Below are 25,430 nucleotides of genomic sequence, written 5' to 3'. Positions count from 1 at the left end.
AAACTATGCTATGAAAAAGGCATATATAAAAACTTACTTTGAGTAAATCTTGCCTAAATGCACTAGCAAGTGTTTGTTGGAATTAGTATTACTTACTATAATAAGTAACAAAGATACCCAAAGAGGATAATTATGACTAAATCAGAATTGATTGAAAGACTTTGTGCTGAGCAAACACATTTATCAGCAAAAGAGGTTGAAGACGCGGTAAAAGATATCTTGGAGCAAATGGCCTCAACTCTAGAAGGCGGCGATCGCATTGAGATTCGTGGTTTTGGTAGTTTCTCTCTCCATTATCGTGAACCTCGAGTCGGTCGTAACCCTAAAACGGGTGATAAGGTTGAATTAGAGGGCAAGCACGTCCCGCACTTCAAGCCTGGTAAAGAGCTCAGAGAGCGAGTCAATATCGGTAATTAATATACCCTAAGTAGTTCAAAAAAGCGGCATACATCTGAGTATGCCGCTTTTTTTACCACTCGAGCATTGGTATTATTCGTGGTTTAAAGTAACATTTTGCTGCATAATCTTAACTACTTAATCCTAAAAGGTTGATGGAATATGAACATTGTCACCATTATCAAAGGCATAGCCATTTTAGCGCTTTTTCTTATCGCACTTGCCTTGGGCTCTCAAAACCAAGCACCTGTCACTTTTAGCTTTCTGATCGCGAAAAGCGAATTCCACCTTTCAACCTTATTAGGACTGGTTTTTGTCAGCGGCTTTGCAATTTGTGGTGTTGCTTCTATTTGGGTACAAATCAAGTTAAAGCACCAAATCAAGAACCTGAAAAAACAATTACGTAAATACGAACCAAAAGAAGCACAATCGAACGAGAAGTCCGTATCAAAATCAGTCGCAGTAAAGAAAGCATAATATAGAGAAGGCCTAACGTTAATGCTTGAATTACTCTTCTTGCTACTGCCAATTGCTGCTGCCTATGGATGGTACATGGGGCACAGAAGCGCTCAGCAAGATAAGCAGGAACAATCGCACCAGATATCACGTCAGTATGTGACTGGTCTTAACCTCCTTCTTTCTGATCAATCAGATAAGGCGGTTGACCATTTTATCGAATTACTGCAGGTTGATAATGAGACGATAGATACCCACTTAGCGTTGGGTAATCTTTTCCGTTCTCGTGGCGAAGTTGATCGTGCTATCAGGATTCACCAAAACCTTATTTCTCGTTCTGGGCTAACTCTTGAGCAAAAGAACCTCGCGCTCCAACAGCTTGCAAAAGACTATATGGTTTCTGGCTTTTTAGACCGTGCCGAGAAAATCTTTGAGCAGCTAGTCGAGGAGCCAGACCATCGTGAAAGCGCGCTCCAACAACTTGTTACTATCTATCAACAGACACGTGAGTGGGAAAAAGCCATCCATTACGCAAGCCAGTTAGCTAAGTTGGGAAAGAATCGCGCCCGTATGCGTACCAATATCGCACACTTTTGGTGTGAAGAGGCGATGTTGGAGCAAAGTGATGGCAACACCGCGAAGGCAATTCAGCATTTTAAAAAGGCCTTATCAGAAGACTCTAAGTGTGTGCGTGCAAGTATCGCTTTAGGCAAAATATATCTTGAATCAGAAGACTATAAACGCACCATACAGTATATGGCGGGTGTTTTAGATCAGGACAAAGACTTTGTCAGTGACGTTTTGCCGACGATTGCGGAATGCTACCACCATTTGGGTCAAGAAGATGAACTGGTTGAATTTTTACGCTTGTGTATTGAGAAAAAAGCCGGTGTATCTGCTGAATTAATGTTGGCTCAACTCGTTGCTCATCACGAAAGTTTGGCCGCTGCACAAGATTTGCTAACAAAGCAGCTACTCAAGAACCCGACGATGAAAGGGTTTTATCGTCTGATCGATTACCATATTGCCGAGGCCGAAGATGGTCGTGCTAAAAACAGTTTATCAACATTGCAAGCTATGGTGGGAGAACAGTTAAAAGTAAAACCACATTATCGTTGCAGAAAATGCGGATTCTCGACGCATTCACTTTATTGGCACTGCCCTTCATGTAAAGGGTGGGGAACGATTAAACCGATCCGCGGATTGGACGGTGAATAATGTACCCAAATATTTTGAGAACACTTGGATATATTAATGCAGCTGACAGATTGTCCGCTGCATTTTTTTAATCTTTTACTTGAATAGAATCATTCGTTTAATTAGAACCAAACATTATGAGGAGATGAAATGATCGACCAAAAAGTTATCGTCGCACTGGATTATGATAATCAATCAGAGGCACTGGCATTTGTAGATAGAATTGATCCAGCGTCTTGTCGATTAAAAGTGGGCAAAGAAATGTTTACGCTATTTGGTCCTAGTTTTGTTACGGAACTACATAAGCGCGGCTTCTCTGTGTTCCTAGACCTTAAGTTTCATGATATTCCTAACACGTGTTCAAAAGCAGTACGTGCTGCAGCAGAACTTGGTGTTTGGATGGTGAATGTTCATGCTAGCGGTGGTGAACGTATGATGGTTGCCTCTCGTGAGATCTTAGAGCCTTACGGCAAAGATCGCCCATTACTCATTGGCGTAACAGTACTCACCAGCATGGAACAAAGTGATTTGGCTGGTATTGGTTTGAACCTTGCACCTCAAGAGCAAGTTGTTCGCTTAGCTGCGCTAGCTAAAAATTCGGGTCTGGATGGTGTGGTATGTTCTGCACAAGAATCTTCCCTGTTAAAAAATGAATTAGGCAAAGAGTTTAAACTGATAACACCCGGCATTCGTCCTGTAGGCTCTGTACAAGGCGATCAACGCCGTATCATGACTCCTGTTGATGCGATACAAGCGGGTTCTGATTATCTTGTTATTGGTCGACCGATCACTCAAGCGCCAGACCCAGCAAGTGTTTTACAATCGATCAATGATAGCTTGGCCACGGCATAACTTATGCTGGCTGTAGTTACCAACCTAAGCGACCTCAAGACGCTTTCAATCAAGTGTCTGTGATTACTAGGGGACAATTTTTGCAATGATTAAAAGCGGAGCCAAAAGGTTTCGCTTTTTATTTGTTGGCCTCTATCTCGCACTGAATCAAGCATCTTGTGGTCACTTGGGGATATATTAAAAGCAATAGGCTGAGATTTAACTATATTGTTGAGGTTACTAAGATCGTAGCGTTGTTATTGCTCCAAGATCACTTGAAATCATTAAGGTTACCAAAAATGTAACGATGAGTAAGCAGCCAGTTGCTTTATAAATACCCAAACAATACGATGGAATGCTTTATACACAAGGACTCTCAAGGACGCGCTCGCAAAGATCATTTGCTAAATATAGCCTTTTGAGGTCACTTGGGTATATGAGGGTCAGGGATGAAGACTCGAATATCATACTTACTCGTAAGCGAGACACAAGGAAGTAACCATGAAAAAAATCCATAAAACTAAAATCTTAGCATCAATGCTGATGGTAGGCTTTCAAACTCAAGCGGGCCAACTCCCCAATAATATAGAGTGGATCTCAAACAGTAATGAACCTCTTTTTGCTTCTGATGAGGCTTTAAGGGGGGGAACATTACGGACTTATATCACTAGCTTTCCTCAAACATTACGCAGTGTCGGCCCCGATGCTAATTCAGGCCTGCGTCAATATTTAATGGATGGAGCTCCTAAGTTAGCGCAACGCCATCCCAATACAGGTAAATGGATCCCGCAGTTGGCGAAGGCTTGGGCTTTTGGCGATGATCATAAAACGGTTTATTTCCGATTAGATGAAACGGCTAAATGGTCTGATGGAGAGAGCATTACCGCAGATGACTATCTTTTCATGATGAAATACTACACATCGCAAGATATTATCGACCCTTGGTATAATGACTTCTTCACAAATAGTGTTCTAAGTGTTGAAAAAATTGATGAATTTACCATTAAGGTAAACCTAGCGGTTGCTCAAAGCCAAGATGCTCTTATGGTTTTGATTAACATGCCAAGTAATGGTTTTCAGCCGCGACCAGAGCATTTCTTCAAAAGTGAAACCGATCAAAATAATGATGGCATGCCTGATAATTTCGTACGCAAATTTAACTTTAAAGCAGAACCCACTGCTGCCCCATATTATTTAGACAAAGTTAAGAAAGGTAAGAGCGTCACTTTTAAACATGTGGGTGAAAAGTGGTGGGGTTACAATAATCGTTATTACAAAAATCGATATAATGTTGATAAAGTTCGCATCATGGTGATACGTGATGAAGATATTGCTCTTAAGCATTTTGAAAAAGGTAAACTGGACTATTTTGAGATGGTTTTACCTCATTTCTGGCATGATAAGTCCAATGGTGATGTTTACAAAAAAGGGTATATCCAGAAGTACTGGGGGTTTAACCAAGTACCTCAAGGCGCTGGTGGTTTGTGGATGAATACGGCCATGCCTCTGCTGGATAATCCCGACGTTCGAAAAGGTATCATTGCGGCTTCTGACTTTGACGGTATGATAAAGAACATCATGCGAGGTGATTATCTACGTAAGCCACATGCACTTGGTTTTGGTCATGGCAAATATGACAATCCAAACAATGTCCCGCCAAAGTTTAACCCTGAGCAAGCCATTAAGCATTTCGAAAGCGCTGGGTTTACAAACATTGGTACTGACGGCGTACGTATTAATGAAAAAGGGCAGCGCTTGAGTTTTGCGATTACTTATGGATACCAATCACATACTCCACGAATTGCCTATCTGAAAGAGCAAGCAAAATTAGCCGGATTAGAGTTTAATTTGAACCTAGTCGATGGCTCATCAGCATTTAAATATATCCTTGAGAAGAAGCATCAACTGGCATTTTTAAATATGGGAGGAGGGGAAATTCCGTCTTATTGGGAATATTTTCACTCAGATAACGCCAACAAGGCACAGACCAATGCTCATACTAACTACAGTAGTGATAGTTTAGATAAACTTATAGAAGCATATGACAACGAGTTTGAACAAGAGAAACGTTATCAGCTTTCTCGTCAAATACAAAAATATGTCGAAAATGCGAATGTTATCGTCCCTGGTTATATGGTGCCTTATACTCGGGATGCACATTGGCGATGGTTGAAAGTTGCCCAAGGTGGAATGACGAAACACACGGAGTGGATGTTCCACCCAATGGATATCGGTAACTTTTGGATAGATGCTTCAGACAAAAAGCAAACTCAAAAAGCGATCAAAAGTGGACAAATTTTTCCTGAGGTAACTGTGATTGATGAGCACTATAAGCTCTAAATGAACCTTGGTCCCAAACCAGATTCTATGGACTTGGGACCTTATTTATTTGAGCTATTTCAATATTACTTGAGTTTTTGACCTGATGAGCTTTGAACTGGTGATAGCAGTGAATGTTGAATATTTTATTTAGGTGGGGTAGTTGCCGAGAGTGAGGAGGCCAATTGATAAATCACTTTATTCAAGGAGTCTGAAAGTGCGTCAACGAGCGCCTCGTAGCCATCGGCTGCTAATGGCGTTGTCATCTTGATGGGTTCCGCCATGAGGATTTTTCCGGCATGATTGACCAGCTGCCACTCACCTTGGATTGACGCTTCTCCCTGATAATTGCCATTAAATTGCGTTAAATTGATCTGTAATTGGTCTGCTTGGCTTTGATTTATAAGGCTATCGACTTCAATCGGCCAATAATTTAGCGGCTTACTTTTTACGTTTTGTTTGCTTCTTAATTCATTGATAATACGCTGTGTTAATTGTGCTGAAAGATCATTCGCCCATTGATGATATCGCGCCTGAACGATTTCACTCGGTGAAGTTTGATAGACGATTCCATGGCCATTCAGAAACGCAGTAAGTTTAACTGGGCGTACAACAAGGTAAGGCTGAGATAAATCGGCTTTGAATGGTTGATCAACCTTAATGGTTTCATTAACCGCGGTGGGCAAAAGGTACTGCTTTACCACGGTATCAGATGAACTGCTGCATCCTGCGAGTAGAGTGGCAACTAATAGTAGGTGCAGTTTGCGGATTACGGATTTCTTATCACTCATTGTTGGCCTCTTACAGGGATGGGGTCTTCGATTGCTTGCTCACCAAAAACCAAGGCATTAGGTTTTGTATTCAACTGTTTGAGAATGGGTTTAAATTCCATCATAACTTGGTCAAGCTGTTTTAGGCTTGATTCCATTTCATTATACATAGTCGAATTGGGCCCATAGGCATCGATTGTCTGTTGTAATTTATTAAGGCTTTGGCGAATATCATTAGGAATCGCTTGTGTACCTTCCAGGTTGAGTAGTTTGTCAACGCTGTCCGCCACTCGATTTATCGTCGCTAAAGTTTGCTCTGAGTGCTTAAGAGTTTGGTTAAGTGATTCTACAGTGGTTTCTATAGGTAACTGATTTACTTTGTTGAGGAAATCATTCACTTGACGTTGGACTTGAGCAAATCCACCTTGCTTGGTCGGGAAGACTTCAAAACTTTTATATTGTCGAGGTGTATAAGGAGCATCTTCTGGGTAAAAATCAGTATCGATATATAGAGCGCCTGTTAAAAGGTTACCTGTTTTTAATGTTCCTCTGAGTCCTTTAGAAAACTCTTCTATGAGAGCTGTTTGCAATTCTGGTAATGATGCTTTACTAAAATCACGATAGATACGCCCGATTTCGATTCGGATCAGGACTGGAATACGTTTTGCAGAAAAATCTTCACCAGGGGTAGGTAAGTTCATTGGTACTTTCAGTACAGTGCCAATGCGTAAGCCACGATATTCGACAGGTGCTTTTGGTTTAAGCCCTCGCACTGACTCTTCAAACATCATGACAAATTTAATCGATTCATCATACATGCCTTCACGGACTTGCTTTTTATCATCATAAAGACGGAATTTTGCTAAGTCTTTGGTTAATGGCTCACCGTTTGCCATACCAGATATTGGGCCAAACGTGACTCCACCAGTTAAAATGCTCTCGATCGAACCAAACTTAACATCAAACCCTTCTGCATTTAGCTGGAGATCAATCCCTGAGCTAAGCCAAAAATGGGTCCTAGTTTGAACTAAGCTGTCAAATGGTTTGAAGATGAAAAGTTGATATAAAGCCTGACGTTGATTGACATCAAACGTGGCAGATTCAACTCTACCGACAGTAAAGCCTTGGTAAATGACAGGATCTCCAATGTTGAGCTTTCCGGCCTCTTTATGGGTCAAGATTACCCGCAGACCTTTGGCATCTGGTGGAGCAACAGGCGGTACATTTAATACTGTAAAAAGACGTTGTTCTTGTTTTGCATGGCCAGGCTGAAGCTGAATATAGGCACCTGATAAAAGCGTCTCAAGCCCTGAAACACCTTCGCGGCCGATGCGTGGCTTTACAACCCAGAATAATGAATCTTTTCGTAACATCCTGGCTGCATCTTTGTTCATTTGAGCTTTAGCAATGATGTGATCGTAGTCTTCGCTGAGTTGGACTTTAGTAATTGTGCCAATTTTAACATTCAGAGCTTTAATTTCCGTTTTATTGGCTTCGATGCCCTCTGCAGTTGGTAGGATGAGAGTGATTTCTGGGCCAGTACTTTCGATGTACTTATAAAGCATCCATAGCCCCATAACTAGGGCTAACAAAGGGATGATCCAAATCGCAGAGATTTGCTTTTGTGGCTGTATTTGAGCGGTTGTATTGTTTTTATCACTCATGTTCGGTGATCTCAGTTAAAGGGTTAGAAGCGGGAGATTGCCTTTTGTTGGAAGGTGACTGCCATAAAATACGAGGGTCAAACGACATTGCTGAAAGCATCGTTAAAAGAACGACACCTGCGAAAGAAAGAGCAGCAGGACCAGGATATATCGACATAAGGTTTTGAAGTTGTACTAACGCAACTAATATTGCTACGACGAAGATATCAATCATAGACCATCGTCCGATGAGCTCGGTAATACGAAAAATTTTGAGGCGCGAAAAACTTACATCGGGAGCTAAATATTGGGATTTTTTAGCGTTGTAATATAACCACCCCAAAGCCAACATTTTTGCCATAGGAATGAAGATACTGGCGAAAAAGATGACTACAGCGACAGGGTATGATCCCAATTTCCAGAGTAAAATGACACCTTCTAAGATGGTAGAGCCTTGTGAGTGTCCCAGACTCACGGTATACATCATTGGGTAAAGATTAGCAGGGAGGTACAAAATCACGGAAGCGATAAGTAAAGCCCAAGCTTTCTGTAAACTGGTGGAAGGATTGTAGGGCTTAAGTGGTGTACGACATCGGATGCAATGATGAGATTTACACGAGTTTATAGGGTTAATCTGGTGGCAAACATGGCAGCCAATGTGATTGTGGTTGAGGTGGCTTTGCCCTGCATGGACATTATGGATAGCTCTAGCAGGAATAAAATGCCCCCAAAGCCAACTTTTATCAACGATAGTAATGCACTTTACCACTAAAATAGCATAAGCAAAAAATGCCCAAAATGAAATGCCCATACTGACGGTTGCTAAGGCTGCAATTTTAATTAGACTAACCAATACCCCAATCAGAAATACATCCACCATTAACCAAGGCTTAACTTGAAACAATACCTTACATAGTACTCTGGCTATCCTTGCTCGGCGTTTGCTTAAAGGTAGATGGGGCAATCGAGCTGCCCAAATATGCATAAATAAAATGAGGCTGATATAAAGAGCGGGCAAAATGAGTACAGTGGCTAGGAGCAAACCACCAAGCAAGGCATTGTGATATTCAGCCAGCATTGCTGCTGCGTGTAATAGTGTGATTTGTTGCGTCATGCCTTGAACGCTAAACGACATAAATGGAAAGGAAATACTTAAAATTAGTGCAATGAGGCTGGCTATTGAGACAGCGATGACGCCTTGATATGGCCTTGCAATAATCTTGGTTAATAAATGCTGGCAACGGGGACATTGAGCGCTGTGGCTTGGGCTTATATCAGGAATATGCACAATTAAACCGCACTCTTCGCAGGCAATGAGTTGTTGAGAGTTAGGTTGAACGTGCATGATTAAGGCTTGTGTTAGTAGAAGACAATTAAGCATACTCCGTTTCGTATTGATACCCAAGTGACTTTAAGTAGCAAGCTTCAATATTGTCGCCACTCACGCATAATGCAAAATCAATATACCCAAGGGACCTCAAGATGCTGAGTTAAGGTTACTCACCCTTGGGGCATATCGCTGAGCTGACTTCTTGCACCAAACAATCATTCTTCTTACAAAAATAAGGAATAGAAAACTATTCCGCATCGTTGTTTTCCTTGAATTCGACTCAGTGATCTCGCTCTGAATCAAGCATCTGGAGGCCCCTTGGGTATATGACTTTCTTTGCATTTAACTTGGTCGTATAGGTTTAAATCAATACTCTGAAATTATTTGGGTAGAATCTTGTCATCTCTACACTTCAAGTGTCATTCGAAACTGTTACCACTTCATTCATAAAATTTCACATCTCGTCCTATACACTATGAAAAGCATATTGAATAAAATGATTTTGAAGTACTTTGTAATAAAATAAAAAATTATTGCAGGCTTTTATGGTGTAGGGTTAATTAAATTCATTAATTGTAAATATTAATAAATCCTTTAACTTTCAGTTCCTTGCTTTAGTTTTGTTTATATTTTTATAATTATTTCACTTTTTTGATAGGGGGGGTATGTTTCTGGTGTTGTGGACGCTAGGTTTTTTTGTGGGGTGCCCACTTTTTTCACAATGATTCCAAAGAACACATTAGAGTTTTCGTAGCATATAGATAAGATAAGAGAATCAAACCTAGAAGATCTTATGTTCGTGGGAGTTTACATGCCAACTTTAACAATTGAACAAATTCAACCTTCCATTATGGAAGAGACATTTAATAATGTTGGTGAAGGATTTCAGGAAATACTTGATAATCTAGAGCGTATAAACTCTCGTCAAGCTATTTCTGCTGGAGACTCATTAGCTATTCAACAATCTTTGTTCCATTACAATATGTATCAGGAAACAGTGACGAAAATTGCCTCTAAATCCGCCAATGCAATTAATGAAGTGATGAAGGCGCAATGATGAAAAAACTGTGGATGGTATTTATAGCGCTCTTACTAACGGGTTGTAATGAACAGGAAACAATTCAAGTTGCTAGTTTCGAATCTGCTGATATTGCGAACAAAGTCGTTGTATTGTTGGAGAGGCAACAATTATCCGCGACGTTAGAGAAAAGCAAAGAAGTTTATGAAGTTTATGTTGACAAGCTTCAAGAGGTAAAAGCGCGGCGCTTATTGAGTCAATATAACTTCTACTTTCAACGTGAAGACCTTAATGATTTACTTGAATCCAAGTTTGCTAGTCTGAGTAAATTAGAGATAGTAAAAGGAAACTTACTTGAAAGTCGTGAAATATATAACAAGTTAAGTGTTATACCTAATGTTTTACGAGCTAGTGTAGTCGTGACTGGAGATAAAAGTAAACGTATCTCTGTTCTGATTATGAGCCTTGAGGAAATGGATGTCGATAAAAAAAATAATATTGAACGCTTTCTTAAGGGATTAATTGCTGAACAAGATGCTCTCACTATTAGTTATTTTGTGCAAATGACGACAAATGAAAACACATAAAAAACGTCATCAGAAATTACTTCATCATTGCTTGACTCAACGTGTACTTTGTCCAACGTCATTTTCGGTTTTGACGAAACTTACGGATGAGGAATGCCAGCGTTGGCTATCAAGTAGTCTTGGTGAGGTAAGGCATATTGTCACAACACTTGGTCTAATGCTTGAATACCAGAGATCTCGTGAAGCCAAAAATAGCTTGGCATTTATACAAGTTCGTCAGCTATTAACGCAGAATTTATATTTATGGTCTGATGCAATAGGCGCTCAAAACATACCGCCAGAGTTTGACACTCAGCAACTTGGTTTGATGTTGCTTGCCGAGTACGACAATCGTTTGGCTGTTTTGTGGTCTATACGTCTAAAAATGAAGATTCCATCAACGAAGATAATTGTGAGAAGCAACTTGCGGTTATGTGGTGCTGTAAATCAAGTATTGACACCGCTACTGAATAAATCGGGAATAAACTAATGCATTCAAAAAAAGTTGAAATGAATAAAAAAACAAAGATTGAATTTGGTAAGTCAGGGGAAGAGTTTTATTCCTTACTTGATGGAAAAATGATTGAACAAGAGATAGCTAGTTTACGTAAATCCGAAAAAATCACAACAAATCAGTTAAAAACAATATTTGAACTTGGCGTTGGGTTTTATAATAATTTTCAGTTTAAAGAAGCAGAAATCATCTTTGCTGCATATAGCTCATTAAACCCTTATGACCATAGAGGCGTAGGCTGCTTGGCGGCAATTTATTTAGAGAAGGGCCTGTTTAGTAAGGCATTGGACGCTTTAAATGTATTAAAGACATTTCCAACCAATGATTTAGATGAGACTTTTCTTAACATTTCTCTTTGTCATTATAAACTCGAAGAGCATATTCAGGCAGCTGCTACATTAATTATTGTTCAAGAAAGTAACCTTACCGAGTTCAATAAGACACGCTTCGATTACTTACAGCAGCAGCTAAAACCATATTTAGCTAATTAAATTATATTAAAGGATTTCCAATGAGCTCAAGTTCTATAAATTTATCTTCTTATTTAAATGGGTTTGGTAGTCAATCGTTCAATGATGAATTAAATTTGAAGAGACCTCAAATCGAGCTAATTAATCAAGCAGACGCTGGGCTTAGAAAAATTGATGAAAGCTTTAGTTTATTGGAAAAGCAACCAGCAAATGCTCAAATTTTAGAAATGATAGCCTCACATCAACAACAATTAATTTTGAGTATCGTTGGTAATATTAACTCTGAATTTGCTATTGCACAAATGTTAGCACAGGGGATTGAATCTTTGGGTCATCAACTGGAAGTTCTTCAAGGCTGGACTAATGGTGGTCTTGGTATGTTCGAAAATGCTATGGCAGAAATATTTGAAGCTATGAAAGCGAATGGTGCTAATTCAGGTTATGCATTAGAAGATTTGTTTCAATTAGCTATTATGGATTTTATGTCTCATGGTTATGGTTCTGACATGGATGCTATTATGAGGCACTTTCTAGAAAGTACTGGTTCAGGTTCACATGGCTATCATGAACATTGGGACGGTAATAAGTTTTCGACGAATTGCAAAAATCTTTTCGAATACATGATGCAGAACGCACCTGAGGGAAGTTTGTGTCAAAGTATCTTAAATTATATGAATAATGATTGTGGTGGTGTCGATAGTTTAATTGATCAATTTAAAAATAATTTTAATGAGCAAGGTGGCTTTGTTTGTGACACTGACTATAGCGATGAAAACGGTTTATCGCCAATGCTAAGACTAGCTCTAATGTCAGCATATCTTTCTGAGCATCCTAATGTCGAACAATCAACCATTATATTATTTCTTACTGGATCGATTGGAGAACTAAATAATTTTGTTACTGAAAATACAAACTTCGCCGGTGCAATGGATTTTCTATTTAAAAATGACGGATACCAAGATGATCCAGCAAATGACGGTTGGAGAGCTGTAAGTCAGGGTGGTCACATGGTGATAGATTGGGAAGGGACTGGCTTAGGTGCGGATTATTTCAAAGAAATATATAGCAAATTTCCTCCGAGGGAGTTAACTGATGAAGAAGTCAAAGAAGTACAAAATATCAGTGACCAAATAAAAATGATGCAAGAGACACTGAAATACTGGCTATCCGTTATTCGTGATGGGCAATTATCAATCGCAAGAAATATATAGATAAAAATGAATATAAATAATTTACTAAACACACACATAAAATATGAGTCTCTAGATAATGCATCACTATCAAAACTTTCAACTCTGGATAGTGAAAAGTTTGATAATGCAAGCCATCAATTAGAACAAATCGAAAAATCCATTGCCTTATTAGGCCAAGAGCCAACTGCTAGTATGCTTGCCATGATAACCAAACATCAACAGCAATTAGTTTTGAGTGTTGTCGGAAGTATTAACTCTGAATTTGCGATTGCACAAATGTTGGCAGATGGAATTGAATCTCTTGGAAAAATGGCAGAGGACCTTGAAGAAGCGTGTTCTGGTGCTTCTGCATTTCAAGATGCAATCTGGGATATGTTTAATGCAATGAAAGATGGAACGCTCAGTGGCGTTGATTACGAAGATATGTATCAGCTTGCATTGATGGATGTCTTATCTCATGCAGAAGAATATGGCTTGGACGGAGACCCCCAGCTTCTTAAGGACATAGGCAACTTACTTGAGAAGATAGGTTCGGGAAGTCATAACACCTATAATTTTGATCCTAGTCAACTGGGTGACATTGTTAGCCGAACTTGGAGCGCTATTTCAAATGGCATAACTAGCGGTAGCATTCCTAGTGACAGCCTAGCTTATAAAGCTATGCAAAAGATCTGTGGTAGTGACCCTATCACCGGTACTGTCCCTAATACATTCATGAATCAATTTAAACCGGAAATTTATAGGAATCCAGATCTTGGTGGTTGGATTACAGATGATCTTGACAACATAAGCCCGATGTTACGTATAGTTATTTTGACGAATTTATTATCAAATCCTGAATATTCAGTGAGTAGCGAACAATTAAGGGCAATATTGACTGGTGACATATCCTCTGTGAACTCTGTAATTGACTCTGTAACTAAGAGTGATTTTAACTCAGCCACTGATTACCTATTCGATGATGGCAGTTGGAAAAATCAGAATGGTGGCAACATGCCTTCAGGTGTGAGTGATGCTGTTGACTATCAAGGAACCATTAGTATCGATTATCTAAATAAATTATATGAACAATTTCCAACCCGACCTCTTACAGATGATGAAGTCAAGAAATTGCAGAATATTAGTGACCAGATAAAAATGCTGCAAGAGACGCTTAAATATTGGCTATCCGTTATACGTGATGAGCAATTATCAATTGCAAGAAATATCTAGTTTTCACTCAAGAAAAATAGAGATTTAAAAGAGCATGATACTGTTGGGGACATGCCGCTCGTGAAAGAGATAAAAGTAAGCCAATTGGATACTTATTCCTAGCTTAACACATGAAGGGAAAAATACATGAGTACATTCATGAGTCCTATCTCAGCAGCAGTTAATGTAATTGCTGTTGAGGAAGAAACGAAAAGTAAGCAAAGTGTATCAACTCAAAGCACTGCTACTGAATCTATTACGCCAAAACAACCTCTTCCTGGAAGTTCTGTTAACCTGAATGCTTTATGGCGAATGGTCGAAGAACAATTTAAGGAAGTGGCAAATGCCCTTTCAGGTACAGGTAAAGAGCACTCTGATGCAAAGAAAGCGTTGATTGATGCACAAAAAGATTCTCAGATTAATCAATTAAAGGAACGCGAAAGCAAAATTGCAGAGCAACAGAAAGCAGCTAAAAAGAGCAACTTTTGGAGCAAGTTTGGCATGGCGCTTGGTATTATTGCCGCTCTTGTCATTGCACCATTCAACCCTGTAATGTCTGCCATTATGATTGGTACTATGGTTGCAGCCGTTGTGATACCGAAAATTGCTGATGAAGTGATGAAAGCCGCTGGTGTACCAGAAGACATTCGCAATAAAGTCAAGATGGGCCTTGAAATTGGTATTGGTATTGTGGGTATGTTACTCAGCTTTAGCCCTGCTCAACTGATGAACAATATTGCAAAAACAGCAGCGACCACATTATCAAAAGTGGTACCAAAAGTTGTTACAAATGCCGTTACGAAATTTGCTTCACAAGGTGCATCATTTGCAGGTAAAACTGCCAGCGGCGCTGTAAAAGCTGCTGGCAGAGCGCTTCAGGAAGTAATGGAAAATGCTAATGCGATCCTCAAACTCTTGAAAGCATTTTGTCCAAAGCTAAGCCAATTGATTAGCAAAGCTCAAGCAGGTTTGAATAAAGCTCAAAAGATACTAGACGATCTGCTTGAAAATATACAAGATTTCATGATGAATAGCGAAAAAGCTCGTGTTCGTGCTACACGAGCGAGTCAAGTTATGGAAGTCAGTTCATCTACGAGTTCTGTTGTCAGTGCCGGATATGGCGTTAAATCGGCAGATATCTCTAAAGATTTAGAAATTGATGAGGCTAGACAGCAAGAACTAGAAGCTCGTATTCAACAAATATTAATGATGTTAGATCAAGCTTTGCGTTCTCTAAATGAAGTCTTCCAAAGTATCTTTAAAACCAATAGTGATCATCGCGATTTTAATCAGAAAATGATTTCAATTCATATGTAATCCGGAGAATATAAATGAATATGTCAACTAACATGGCAGCCTTAGCAATGCACTCGATCCCTTCGGATTTAACATTGAATGATGGCCTTAAAGGAACCGAAACATTTTCAGCAATGAAACAAGAGTGGGAAGGTTACGAGAAAGCAGTAATGAAAGCGGATTCTGCTCCTATCTCGATGAATGATCTTTTGGCTTTGATGGCTCAGATTATTGCAGCTTCTCAACGTTTGAGAGCCGAAACCACACAAAACCGAATTGATGAGGCTGTGGCGACGAGTAATATGGCAATGAAGATAGCCGACAATAAATGTGCTGATGCCCAAAAGAAATTTGCAATAACGTTAGCGGCTTCCGTAGCAACTATGGCTCTAACTACTGCGGCAACCGTTAAAATGGGTAAAACTAAAACACTTCGTGATGATCATGTGACGAGTATGACGAGTGGAAATAAGACCTCGGTAAAATCATTAGAATCGAAAGAAATTAATGACTTTAGTAGCCGTTTACAAGAAGCTCGTATAGGTAAGTATAAATCAGTCACTCAAATGAGTGATATGAGCGGTAACATGGTTGGTCATGCTAATGAAATTCAGCATGCCGGTGAAGTTAAAGATCAAGAACAAGCTCAAGCTCTAAAAGATCTAAAAGAAAAATTCGATGCTCAATTAGATCAGTTCATTCAAAATTTGACACAGGAAGCGGTTAAATTGAATGACATTCTAGCAGCGATGACCAGAGCAAGCTTGGCAACAAACCGATAAGGAGTCAGAGCGGGTTCGCCCGCTCTTTTTAGACTATGCGAAGTGTTTCGTTTTCATTGCCTCAAAGAACAGAACGTGTTTCGGATGTCACACCAACCAAAAAAAGTCGGGAAGAAACCTCGGCTCAGCCAAAGCGAGTCCGAGATGTAAAGCAAGCTGAGAAACGCAATAAAAAACAGTCTCGAATTTTTCACATTCGCCGTAAACCAATGACACCGCAGCAGCAACGGCAGTTTGCGAGGATGCTCAACAGTTACCAACTTAGAGCATTAAGAGATTGGCAAGGCTTTACCCAAAGCTTACCAGATAAACAACAGCTTAATGATGCTCAGTTGTTTATTTTGCAAGCAGCTAATCATTGTCAACATCTCTACCCCTCGTCTATTCGTAAAAAAATGGCGAATTACTTAGATGCTCTTGGTGAGTTAGCAGAGGGTATGGAAGCAGACAGTGAGATTTTGCAACAATTGATCGGTAATGACCATTACCTTGAAGGTTTACTTTCTATGCTGGCGCTTTGTCGTAAATACGATGCACGTGAACGTCGATATCAGAGGAAAAGAAATCGAGATGAGCAGGAAGAAGGGGAACGAAAAAGTTCACCAGAATTACATGGGGAAAGTGAATAATGAACAATCACTCACGCATCTCACATTGTAACATTCGTAGTAATCATCTTGACCCTTATGAAATTATCAAAAATAAATCAAAGCGTTTAAGTTGGAACCGATTATCCGATGCTGACACTTATTTAGATAAAAAAGCAGTGATTGAGTGGTTTGAACATTTACGTCACTACTCAGAAGAAACCGTCAAAGCTATTGTAGTAGATGGTCTCTTGGAAAACCAATTTCATAATATCACGTTTATTTTACAACTCGTCAACGAAAATGACTTTAATGCGATGAGTTCTAAAGATACTTATCAGCTTTTGTATGACTTTGTCTGCCAAATCCCCCAAGGTATTAGAGACTGGATTGATGAAAAAGATTATTCTATGAGCCGTGATGTATTAGCCCTTCTATCCAGAAACCGGTAAGAATTATGAAGCATGACATTATAACGTTAACCCCTTTTTGTGAACTAAGTCAGAAGTCTGCAACGCAGATAAATACAGTTGCTGGGCATCAATTTGATAATAATGCGATTCAACTCAATTTTGGAAAGCTGATACTGGAGCCTGGGACTATTGGTGAGTTAGTTGAGGTATCGTTAACTCATATAGGTATTGATATAACTGGATATTTAAGAGTTGCAGATATTGAACGCTTACTGGGATTAGAGCTAAAACACTTAGAGCAAGAGTACATTTCCTATCTTATTGCACAAAATCTTTCGGTAGAAGGTATTCGGTATCTTCGATTTATTGAAAAAGCTGAGGTTACACACTTATCGCCTCTCATGGCCTCTATTTTTAGCTGTAATCGACTGGAAACAAATATGTATGTTGCAATGGAATCGATGGATATAGACCCTGATTACTTACAGATGAAACCTCAGTCTCTTTCTCCGACATTAAAGCTATCAGTCAGCTGGACTCCTTTTGAAACCTATTTAAGTGCTGATGAATTAACCTCTTTGTCTTCTGATGACATGGTCATGGTTTACTCGAAATAAATGCAATTTACTTTAAATTCAATAGAGCAATTTTTGTTTAATCTTGAGCAAAATGAAAAAACGGTATTCAGTGAACATCCTGACTATTTTATTTATCCTCTCGTTCCGTTTTTTCAAATCGTTCATGTTTTAAACATAGAAGATGTGCTCACGCAGTTAAACCAGATTGAAGTCGTATTGGGTGGTTATTTAATACGAGTAGATGGCTATTTAGCCTATACATGTTCTGAATTTGGCGTTCGCGAAGAGGATCTTCGTCGGCTCACAATCCAATTATTAGAGACAATGAGATTTTAAAATGTCATTAAGTACAATATCAACTAACGGTGCTCAACAGACTCTTTCTAAAGATAGAGAAGTGCTATCGGACAAATTGCCTAGTAGTGTAAGTGTGGAGTCTTCTTCTCTATCTCACAGCGGAACAACTACCACTACACCAATCCGACTATCTGTTCCTAGTGTGGCTGAACGTGACTCAACATTCGAAGCAACTGATACTCTAGGTGCTGAGCATAAAGACCCCGATTTAGAAAAGAAAGTTATCCTTGGAGAAAAGAAGGGACTGTATAAATGCTTACACAAAATAGCGGGCAATAAAAAAGAGACATCTAATAGATTTAATAATACATCCAAATCAGGCATGCATCTTTGTGTTTGTACAATTGGCGCTTTAGGTGGCATTGGTTTGGCTGTCGCTTTTCCAATTGGTTTAGTCGGTGTGGTAGGTTTAGCCACTTATCTTAATGCTCTATCTGGTGTGATGTATGGTGGGCATAACTTTGTCGTTGACGATAAGAAAAAAGAGCCTAAAACGGAAGAGATACCTCAAGAAACTGAACCAAAGAAAAGCTTGTTAGATGTTCCTCCTGTTCTTCTTGATTACAAACCAGATTCAGAATCTGATAAAAAAGAAGACCCTACAGACGTTATAACAGACTCTCAATATAAAGAAGCGAGTAATAAATTTATTCAATTTGGTCCACTTAATATACATGCTCCTATAGATGACCAGCCGGATTTAGGTGGTGTAGTCGAGTTTCATCCTAAAAAAAATCATCAATGTGATAATAAAGTCACTCAAGATTCAGAGACACAGACAGATTCTTCAGACAAACCTGATTCTGACGGTTCTCAAGCAAAAAATAATATATTTATTACCAACATTAATACTGTCAACTCTGACATAAAATTTAATGGTGCCATTAATCCTGAAAACGATGGTACCGATAATATTTTATCTGGACATAAGACATTTAAAGTTGAATATAATGACGGAACAAAATTAAATTTAATTATAAATCCAAAGCTTGTTCCTTCGGGCTCTCTAGGTTGGGTGAAGATAGGTGGCACGTGGCAGCCAGCTAAGCAACCAGATTATGTTCAAACGACAGAGGGCTCAGCATCAGGAAGAGCTCAAAATTACCAAACAGACTCCAATACAAATCAAACAAAGGCCAAAGGTGCTCAACTTCATAATGCCCCCCAAAACTTGACACCTCGCGGTGAGATTAATAAGCAAAGTGGTGTTAAAGACCCAGATGTTATGGGCGATGGTTCTGACGATTTTGTAGAACCAAAAATTATAAATGGGCCAGAAATTAAAGAGGCAATAAAAGTTACTAATTCTTTCGTTGCAGATGAACAGGCTCCTTCTACTACTCGAGCTAACATTATCCGTAACGCGAAAGATGCCAATTCTGACTCAGATGTAGAAGGCAGTACTGCAACTGGAAGCGATAATCCTGTAAAAGAAGGGCAACACAACCCGGAAACACCGTCCTCAGGTTCTCTAGGTTGGAAGCCAATTGCTGAAGGTAAGTGGGGGGCTACTAAGCAACCAGATTATGTTCAAACGACAGAAGGCTCAGCATCAGGAAGAGCTCAAAATTACCAAACAGACTCCAATACAAATCAAACAAAGGCCAAAGGTGCTCAACTTCATAATGCCCCCCAAAACTTGACACCTCGCGGTGAGATTAATAAGCAAAGTGGTGTTAAAGACCCAGATGTTATGGGCGATGGTTCTGACGATTTTGTAGAACCAAAAATTATAAATGGGCCAGAAATTAAAGAGGCAATAAAAGTTACTAATTCTTTCGTTGCAGATGAACAGGCTCCTTCTACTACTCGAGCTAACATTATCCGTAACGCGAAAGATGCCAATTCTGACTCAGATGTAGAAGGCAGTACTGCAACTGGAAGCGATAATCCTGTAAAAGAAGGGCAACACAACCCGGAAACACCGTCCTCAGGTTCTCTAGGTTGGAAGCCAATTGCTGAAGGTAAGTGGGGGGCTACTAAGCAACCAGATTATGTTCAAACGACAGAAGGCTCAGCATCAGGAAGAGCTCAAAATTACCAAGCAGACTCCAATACAAATCAAACAAAGGCCAAAGGTGCTCAACTTCATAATGCCCCCCAAAACTTGACACCTCGCGGTGAGATTAATAAGCAAAGTGGTGTTAAAGACCCAGATGTTATGGGCGATGGCTCTGACGATTTTGTAGAACCAAAAATTATAAATGGGCCAGAAATTAAAGAGGCAATAAAAGTTACTAATTCTTTCGTTGCAGATGAACAGTCTTTCTTAGCTACTCAAGCTAACAATATTGGTGGCCCTTATGTTACCAGTGAATCCAATCATGAAGCTCAAGTCACGAAAAACGATCAGAATGTTACCAAAAATACTGAAACTGACGATTCAAACACCGGTAGCAGATCAAGAAGAGAAAATAGTGACAGTATCAGACAAGTTGCTGGTTGGACGTTTAATGGGGAAGGTTGGACAAAGGATAAAACTGCAGATGGAGGTGCTGTTCTAAGTTTAGGTTCAGCGAGATCTAGTGCAAACCTTGGCAACTATACAGAGGGCCTTTATAAAAATATAAAGTCCTTAAGTGAACACCAATTACGGCACCTGAGCAATTTGCAAGATCGTTTGACAATGCAGGAGAGTGCCAAGTTTCGGCCAATTGGTGCGCATTTTGCTAAAGACATGAACCAAGATAATCTTGTATTCACAAATATATAAAACTGTTAAAAGATAAGTTTGTATATAAAAAAGACTAATTTCAGGATTAGTCTTTTTTTTTCTTTTGAGTTTCAGCCTCTCTGTTCGTTAAAGTAACGGCAGAATAGAAGTGAGGTGTTCCCTTGTACATTGCAATTGAATCAGAAGAAAAATCGATACCAAAAATCACGTTTAAACGTGAACGTGATCGAAGCTCAAATGTTATCAAAAAATCTGAAATACAAGTATTCCACGAAGCTAAAGCACTATTACTGGCACTGGAAGATCAGGTACAAGAATATCAAGAAATTCTCGAACAACAAGTTGTGCAGATGATTGAAGACAAAGAATCCGCACTTAATGAATACGTTGAAAAAGCCTATGACACTGTTATGGAAACTTGGATAAGTCAGCAGGATGAATGGTTTGAGCGAGCTCAATATCAATTTTCAGAGTTGCTTAACGAGCAGGAAAATTACCTTAAGCAAGTGAAAGATGAACTGAAACTATCGGTTGCAAATGCAGTGAATTCTCGATTGACCAAACTGAATCAAAGCGAACACCTGATCGGTCATCTTATCGAAGTATTGCATTCTGAAATTGACGATGAAGCAAAAAAACTATCGGTAGAGCAACATGTACAAGATGATGGTGTGATATTAACCATTGAAGATGAAGACAGCATTATCAGTGTTAATACTTCAAGCATCATTGCGGAACTGAGAGCGAGCTTAGAACAGTTATGATCAAAAGTTTTAAGGGTAAGTCATTACTATTCAATCCGAGTAGTGCCATTATTGCTTTACTGCTACCAACGATTATTCTGGTGACCTTACCAGGCGGAGTGATCGATACCTTTATCTTAGTGAGCTTTATTAGTTCGGCTTTATTACTTGTGATAATGCTAGAAAATGACGATCCTCTCAATGTTACTTTTCTACCTACGGTTGTTTTGTTGTTAACCACATTTCGACTCCTACTGTCTATTGCGACGACCCGAAATATTATAGCCAATGAAGATGTAGGTGATGTGATTGAGACCGTCGGTGAATTTGTTATGGGCGGCAATTTGATCTCCGGTTTACTTATTTTCGTCATCATAACCATCGTTCAGTTTTTGGTCGTAACCAAAGGTGGTGAGCGAGTTGCGGAAGTAGGGGCTCGTTTTTCTCTTGATGCATTACCTGGTAGGCAGATGACAATCGATGGTGACTTGAAAAGTGGTTTGATTACGGGAGAAGAAGCACAAAAATTACGTGCCGATCTCAGTACAGAAAATAAACTATTTGGCTCTTTAGATGGTGCGATGAAGTTCGTTAAAGGGGATTCAATCGCCGGTATCTTGATCAGTTTGGTTAACCTTTTTGGTGGCATTTATGTAGGGATCAATCAATTCGATTTATCTCTGTCGGAGAGCGTAAGCCGATTTTCTGTTTTAACCATTGGTGATGGTCTGGTTTCTCAGATCCCTAGTTTGCTACTTTCAATGGCCTGTGGTGTTTACTTAACTCGAATTAAAGGGGCAGGTGAAGAATCAAGTCCATTTATTGAACAGTTAATGACCCAAATTGGTGTTTTCTGGAAAAGCCTATTAATTATTGGATTGGTGATTCTCTTTCTTGGTATTTCGAACAGTAACTTACTTTATGTATGTGCTCCGTTAGCCTTTTTAAGTGGATTACTCTCTTTATTCCTTTGGCGAAAACAAGGAAAACCTGTTGTGACTGTTGCCTTTGAGTCTAAGGGTTCAGGCGTTTATCAATCACTTAAATTTGTTATTCGCGATTCGAATCATCAATTGGTCATTCAACGTCAACTAGAAATTATTGAGCAGGTATTATGGGGACAATCCCTCGGTGCCCCTGCTATTGATATCAACGATAAACTCGACAGTGATATTGAAGTTTATGTCTCTGATATATGTATCTTCAGTTTCAAAAACGATACATCTGAGCCTCTAGTTGATGTGATGGGAGACGATATCTTTGTGCGTGAACAGGATGAGGTGAGTAATGTTGCATCGATCGTTGGCTACTTTTTAAGAAAACGCTTAGTAGAAAAATATAATCTTCAATATACGAGTAATATTGTTGAGGGCCTGGGCGCACAAAGTGAAGTGATGAAAAATGAAATTGATTCTGCAATTGGACTTAATCGAGTTCACGATGTATTGAAAGAAATGATTCGCTCACCAGAATTCTTCTTAGATAAGATCAGCTTTTTTGAGGCATTGATCTATTGGTCTCGCGTTGAGAGTGAGCCAAAAAACTGGCTGATTCGTATTCGGAGTCAAGCGCGTTATGAAATCACATCTCGTTTGTTAAACAAGCAGGAGAAATTGCATGTGGCACTTCTTGATCCACCTGTAACTGAATTGATCGAAGCTTTTGTGATGGGCGAGGTTGAAGATGTTGAGCGCTTGATCGAAGTACAACAGAATTTGCGTAAAGAGCTGGTTCGTTTAACAACTGAGCACGGATGCAAACCGGTTTTGGTCGTTAATGATAGTGAAATCAACCCTGTCAAATCATTCTTCCAACAGGTAATGTCAACGATTTCAGTCTGTAGTCATGGAGATATTGCTGATCATTCTTATGTCGCTACCTCTGAGCCTCTTCAGGTTTTAAATTAAGGTTGGCCCTAGATGGAGTCTTCAGAACCGAAAAAATACCCTCCGACCGAAAAGAAACTGCGCGATCTTAAAAAGAAAGGACAGTTTCCTAAAACTGAGCTGGCAGAACCCACATTTGAATTACTGGTTTTTGCAATTGTGTTTATCGGTGTCATGTACGTTTTGTTTGAGAATGCAGACTATTGGATGGAAGAAATACTGTATTCCGATGTACGTGTTGGCTACGACCTGATGATTTCTTTGATCGGTATTGTTATTGGTAGCTTGGTGTTGGTCAAAATGATTATGGCAGTCATTAACTGGGTAGTCATCAATAAAAATGTCATCAGTACGGAAGCTCTGGGAGTGAAAATTGAAAAATTACATCCAGTTACTGGTTTTAAAAATATTTTCGGCATTGAGGCGATGTCTCGTTCTTTGCGTAAAGTTCTGGAGCTAACTTTTCTTCTGTTTCTACTTAAATATATTTCTGATGTTGCAGGAACTGAACTCCATACCCTTAAAGAAATTAACAATCGCAGTTTTTTTATATATAACCTCTTGTTTTACGTGTTATTAGTGACTCTTATGTTTTTTGTTTATGGCGTGAGTGTTGGTTGTGTGGATTTCTTAGTTGAAAAATATCACTTTGAGAAAAAAAATCGCATGACGTTTACCGAAATGAAAAATGAAATGAAAGAGACGGAAGGTTCGCCTGAAGTTAAATCAGAGCGAAAGCGGTTAATGCGAGAGGTAATGGAAGCTCCGATTACGAAAGGAAGAAAACCAACTTTTGCATTGGCGAATCCAACTCATATTTTGATTCCCATTTGTTATGAACGTGATATTGATAAAGCACCTGTAGTGTTGAAAATATCTACAGACTCACTTGCTCAAGAGGAAAAAGTGCGTCTGAAAAGAATGAAAGTACCAATCATTGAACATAAACCTTTAGCCCGAGCCTTCTATCATAAAATGAAACATGGTGAAGACTTTATACCCAAAGAGTTTTATCAAGAAGTTGCTATGATTATATCTGCCTTGAAAAAGTATCAAAAAAATGAACAAGATAAAAAAAATTAGTCTCTCTTTAGCTTTTCTAGTGACGCTTTCTGCTTGCAGTAATCAAATCCGAGATGACAATGTGATCCTCGACTACGACTGGCAGCCTGATGTGTATAATTTGGTCATCGCAGAAGTTGCAGATGCTGATAATATGGAATTTTGGGTTCGCCAAGAGCCTGAATATTCTGATGGTTCACCTCACTATAAGGCTTGTGTTGAAATCGCCCAGCCGACAGAGAGAAACCGATTCTACATTGCCAATCTGAATACTTATGGCCTGACAGAAGTTAAAAATTGCAACAAGGATTATTTGGCAAGAACTAACATTATTAATCCTAATCAAAGTAAAGCTTATGATATTGATTCATGGAAAGCAAAAGCATTTACTGATCAGAAGTGGTACACGTCTTTCGGTATAAGTAAGAGCATTACCAATGATTCAAGTTTGATGCTTAAGTTTGAAGATTTATTCTTTGTGAATGAAACTCGTCTCACCAGTCGTGCTCAGAATACCTTAATTACGTTGATCACAGAGCTGCAAAAATGGCCGATCGAACAAGTGACGGTATATGGCATCGCCGATTCATCAGGCAATTACCCGATGAATCGCAAATTAGCAGATCAAAGAGCGAAAGTAACACGCAACTTTTTAATAGAGGAAGGACTAAGAAACGTCCCAATTGTTATTAGAGGAAGTGTTGAAAATGGCCGAAAAACGAAACAACAACGAGTGACTCAGCGACGTTTTATGATAGAGGTTAAATTAAAAACAATATGACAAATAGAAAGTTTTACCTGTTGATTAATGAATTTACTCAATTGAGTAATGCAGGAAGCCTGCAACTTGCTGGTGATAGTGCATTGGTTTGTCGATTTGATCAGTGTTCGGTTAGAGTTGAGAATGGTGAGCGCCTAGGGCTAAAAGGTCAAATATTGCTTATCACTAAGCTGGATACGTCGTCATTAGATGCAATTCAGGCTCTTAAACTGAACACGGATTTCAAACTTACTGCGGATGGGTATATTGCCCAAATAAATGAGGGAGAATATGAGTATATTCGTCACGTTTTATTACCAGAACATCCTCAAGAATTACTTCGTTTATTGAATGAGTTTGTAGTTCAAACCACTTTTTTACATGATGAGATAGAGTAA

General features: G+C 39.2%; 26 protein-coding genes. 23 read left to right on the top strand and 3 right to left on the bottom strand.

Translation table 11 applies throughout. From position 1 onward, the window contains the following. Positions 1–132 precede the first annotated feature (132 nt). From ihfB to BS333_RS08695, 5 genes are all read left to right on the top strand, one after another. Positions 133–417: an integration host factor subunit beta gene (gene ihfB / locus BS333_RS08715; protein ID WP_021711308.1), complete on the top strand. Its 285-nt coding sequence runs from the start codon at positions 133–135 to the stop codon at positions 415–417. A gap of 141 nt (positions 418–558) precedes the next feature. After that, positions 559–873: a LapA family protein gene (locus BS333_RS08710; RefSeq protein ID WP_021711307.1), complete on the top strand. Its 315-nt coding sequence runs from the start codon at positions 559–561 to the stop codon at positions 871–873. 21 nt (positions 874–894) lie between these two features. Next, on the top strand, positions 895–2,070 hold the full coding sequence (gene lapB / locus BS333_RS08705; protein WP_021711306.1) for a lipopolysaccharide assembly protein LapB: 1,176 nt from the start codon (positions 895–897) through the stop codon (positions 2,068–2,070). Between the two features lie 129 nt (positions 2,071–2,199). Then, positions 2,200–2,901: an orotidine-5'-phosphate decarboxylase gene (pyrF, locus tag BS333_RS08700; protein WP_021711305.1), complete on the top strand. Its 702-nt coding sequence runs from the start codon at positions 2,200–2,202 to the stop codon at positions 2,899–2,901. A 480-nt stretch (positions 2,902–3,381) separates the two neighbouring features. Continuing rightward, a complete protein-coding gene (locus BS333_RS08695) occupies positions 3,382–5,220 on the top strand; it encodes an extracellular solute-binding protein (RefSeq protein ID WP_021711304.1) in 1,839 nt (612 codons plus the stop codon). 125 nt (positions 5,221–5,345) lie between these two features. Here the strand turns inward: BS333_RS08695 and BS333_RS08690 are convergent, their stop codons facing one another. The 3 genes from BS333_RS08690 to BS333_RS08680 are packed head-to-tail and all read right to left on the bottom strand — an operon-like array spanning position 5,346 to position 8,957. After that, positions 5,346–5,990, bottom strand: a complete 645-nt coding sequence (locus BS333_RS08690) for a PqiC family protein (RefSeq protein ID WP_021711303.1) — start codon at positions 5,988–5,990, stop codon at positions 5,346–5,348. Further along, positions 5,987–7,633, bottom strand: a complete 1,647-nt coding sequence (gene pqiB / locus BS333_RS08685) for an intermembrane transport protein PqiB (protein WP_021711302.1) — start codon at positions 7,631–7,633, stop codon at positions 5,987–5,989. The genes BS333_RS08690 and pqiB overlap by 4 nt, the downstream gene beginning before the upstream one ends. After that, positions 7,626–8,957 carry a paraquat-inducible protein A gene (locus BS333_RS08680; protein WP_033004354.1) on the bottom strand — a complete coding sequence of 444 codons (1,332 nt, stop codon included), beginning with the start codon at positions 8,955–8,957 and terminating at the stop codon, positions 7,626–7,628. The genes pqiB and BS333_RS08680 overlap by 8 nt, the downstream gene beginning before the upstream one ends. 796 nt (positions 8,958–9,753) lie before the next feature. Between BS333_RS08680 and BS333_RS08670 the strand changes: the two genes are divergently transcribed. The 18 genes from BS333_RS08670 to BS333_RS08585 all read left to right on the top strand — a co-directional run bounded on the left by BS333_RS08670 (position 9,754) and on the right by BS333_RS08585 (position 25,430). Beyond that, on the top strand, positions 9,754–9,999 hold the full coding sequence (locus BS333_RS08670; protein WP_021711300.1) for a hypothetical protein: 246 nt from the start codon (positions 9,754–9,756) through the stop codon (positions 9,997–9,999). Beyond that, the gene (locus tag BS333_RS08665; RefSeq protein ID WP_021711299.1) at positions 9,999–10,547 is read left to right on the top strand and encodes a hypothetical protein; all 549 of its coding nucleotides are present in this window, start codon (positions 9,999–10,001) and stop codon (positions 10,545–10,547) included. Before BS333_RS08670 ends, BS333_RS08665 begins: the two co-directional genes overlap by 1 nt. Further along, positions 10,534–11,016 carry a hypothetical protein gene (locus BS333_RS08660; protein ID WP_033004340.1) on the top strand — a complete coding sequence of 161 codons (483 nt, stop codon included), beginning with the start codon at positions 10,534–10,536 and terminating at the stop codon, positions 11,014–11,016. The genes BS333_RS08665 and BS333_RS08660 overlap by 14 nt, the downstream gene beginning before the upstream one ends. Continuing rightward, complete coding sequence (locus BS333_RS08655) at positions 11,016–11,531, top strand: hypothetical protein (protein ID WP_021711298.1); 516 nt, start codon at positions 11,016–11,018, stop codon at positions 11,529–11,531. Before BS333_RS08660 ends, BS333_RS08655 begins: the two co-directional genes overlap by 1 nt. Before the next feature lie 20 nt (positions 11,532–11,551). After that, a complete protein-coding gene (locus BS333_RS08650; protein ID WP_021711297.1) occupies positions 11,552–12,721 on the top strand; it encodes a hypothetical protein in 1,170 nt (389 codons plus the stop codon). 6 nt (positions 12,722–12,727) lie between these two features. Then, entirely contained in the window at positions 12,728–13,915 is a 1,188-nt protein-coding gene (locus BS333_RS08645) for a hypothetical protein (RefSeq protein WP_021711296.1), read from the top strand. A 126-nt stretch (positions 13,916–14,041) separates the two neighbouring features. Further along, positions 14,042–15,211 carry a type III secretion system translocon subunit SseC family protein gene (gene sctE, locus BS333_RS08640; RefSeq protein ID WP_021711295.1) on the top strand — a complete coding sequence of 390 codons (1,170 nt, stop codon included), beginning with the start codon at positions 14,042–14,044 and terminating at the stop codon, positions 15,209–15,211. A gap of 14 nt (positions 15,212–15,225) precedes the next feature. Next, a complete protein-coding gene (locus BS333_RS08635) occupies positions 15,226–15,972 on the top strand; it encodes a hypothetical protein (protein WP_021711294.1) in 747 nt (248 codons plus the stop codon). 35 nt (positions 15,973–16,007) lie between these two features. Next, the gene (locus BS333_RS08630; RefSeq protein WP_021711293.1) at positions 16,008–16,601 is read left to right on the top strand and encodes a hypothetical protein; all 594 of its coding nucleotides are present in this window, start codon (positions 16,008–16,010) and stop codon (positions 16,599–16,601) included. Next, entirely contained in the window at positions 16,601–17,011 is a 411-nt protein-coding gene (locus BS333_RS08625; protein WP_021711292.1) for a hypothetical protein, read from the top strand. Before BS333_RS08630 ends, BS333_RS08625 begins: the two co-directional genes overlap by 1 nt. Positions 17,012–17,016: 5 nt before the next feature. Next, positions 17,017–17,589, top strand: a complete 573-nt coding sequence (locus BS333_RS08620) for a hypothetical protein (protein ID WP_021711291.1) — start codon at positions 17,017–17,019, stop codon at positions 17,587–17,589. Continuing rightward, a complete protein-coding gene (locus BS333_RS08615) occupies positions 17,590–17,886 on the top strand; it encodes a hypothetical protein (RefSeq protein WP_021711290.1) in 297 nt (98 codons plus the stop codon). A 1-nt stretch (position 17,887) separates the two neighbouring features. Further along, positions 17,888–20,620, top strand: a complete 2,733-nt coding sequence (locus BS333_RS08610) for a hypothetical protein (protein ID WP_101903876.1) — start codon at positions 17,888–17,890, stop codon at positions 20,618–20,620. 122 nt (positions 20,621–20,742) lie between these two features. Beyond that, complete coding sequence (locus tag BS333_RS08605; protein WP_021709163.1) at positions 20,743–21,345, top strand: hypothetical protein; 603 nt, start codon at positions 20,743–20,745, stop codon at positions 21,343–21,345. Then, on the top strand, positions 21,342–23,231 hold the full coding sequence (locus tag BS333_RS08600; protein WP_021709162.1) for an FHIPEP family type III secretion protein: 1,890 nt from the start codon (positions 21,342–21,344) through the stop codon (positions 23,229–23,231). The genes BS333_RS08605 and BS333_RS08600 overlap by 4 nt, the downstream gene beginning before the upstream one ends. A gap of 12 nt (positions 23,232–23,243) precedes the next feature. Beyond that, on the top strand, positions 23,244–24,293 hold the full coding sequence (locus tag BS333_RS08595; protein ID WP_021709161.1) for an EscU/YscU/HrcU family type III secretion system export apparatus switch protein: 1,050 nt from the start codon (positions 23,244–23,246) through the stop codon (positions 24,291–24,293). Beyond that, a complete protein-coding gene (locus BS333_RS08590) occupies positions 24,271–25,053 on the top strand; it encodes an OmpA family protein (RefSeq protein WP_021709160.1) in 783 nt (260 codons plus the stop codon). The genes BS333_RS08595 and BS333_RS08590 overlap by 23 nt, the downstream gene beginning before the upstream one ends. Next, complete coding sequence (locus tag BS333_RS08585) at positions 25,050–25,430, top strand: hypothetical protein (protein WP_021709159.1); 381 nt, start codon at positions 25,050–25,052, stop codon at positions 25,428–25,430. Before BS333_RS08590 ends, BS333_RS08585 begins: the two co-directional genes overlap by 4 nt.

The organism is Vibrio azureus, from assembly GCF_002849855.1.
Lineage (GTDB): Bacteria > Pseudomonadota > Gammaproteobacteria > Enterobacterales > Vibrionaceae > Vibrio > Vibrio azureus.
This window is presented reverse-complemented; position numbering and strand designations above follow the sequence as displayed.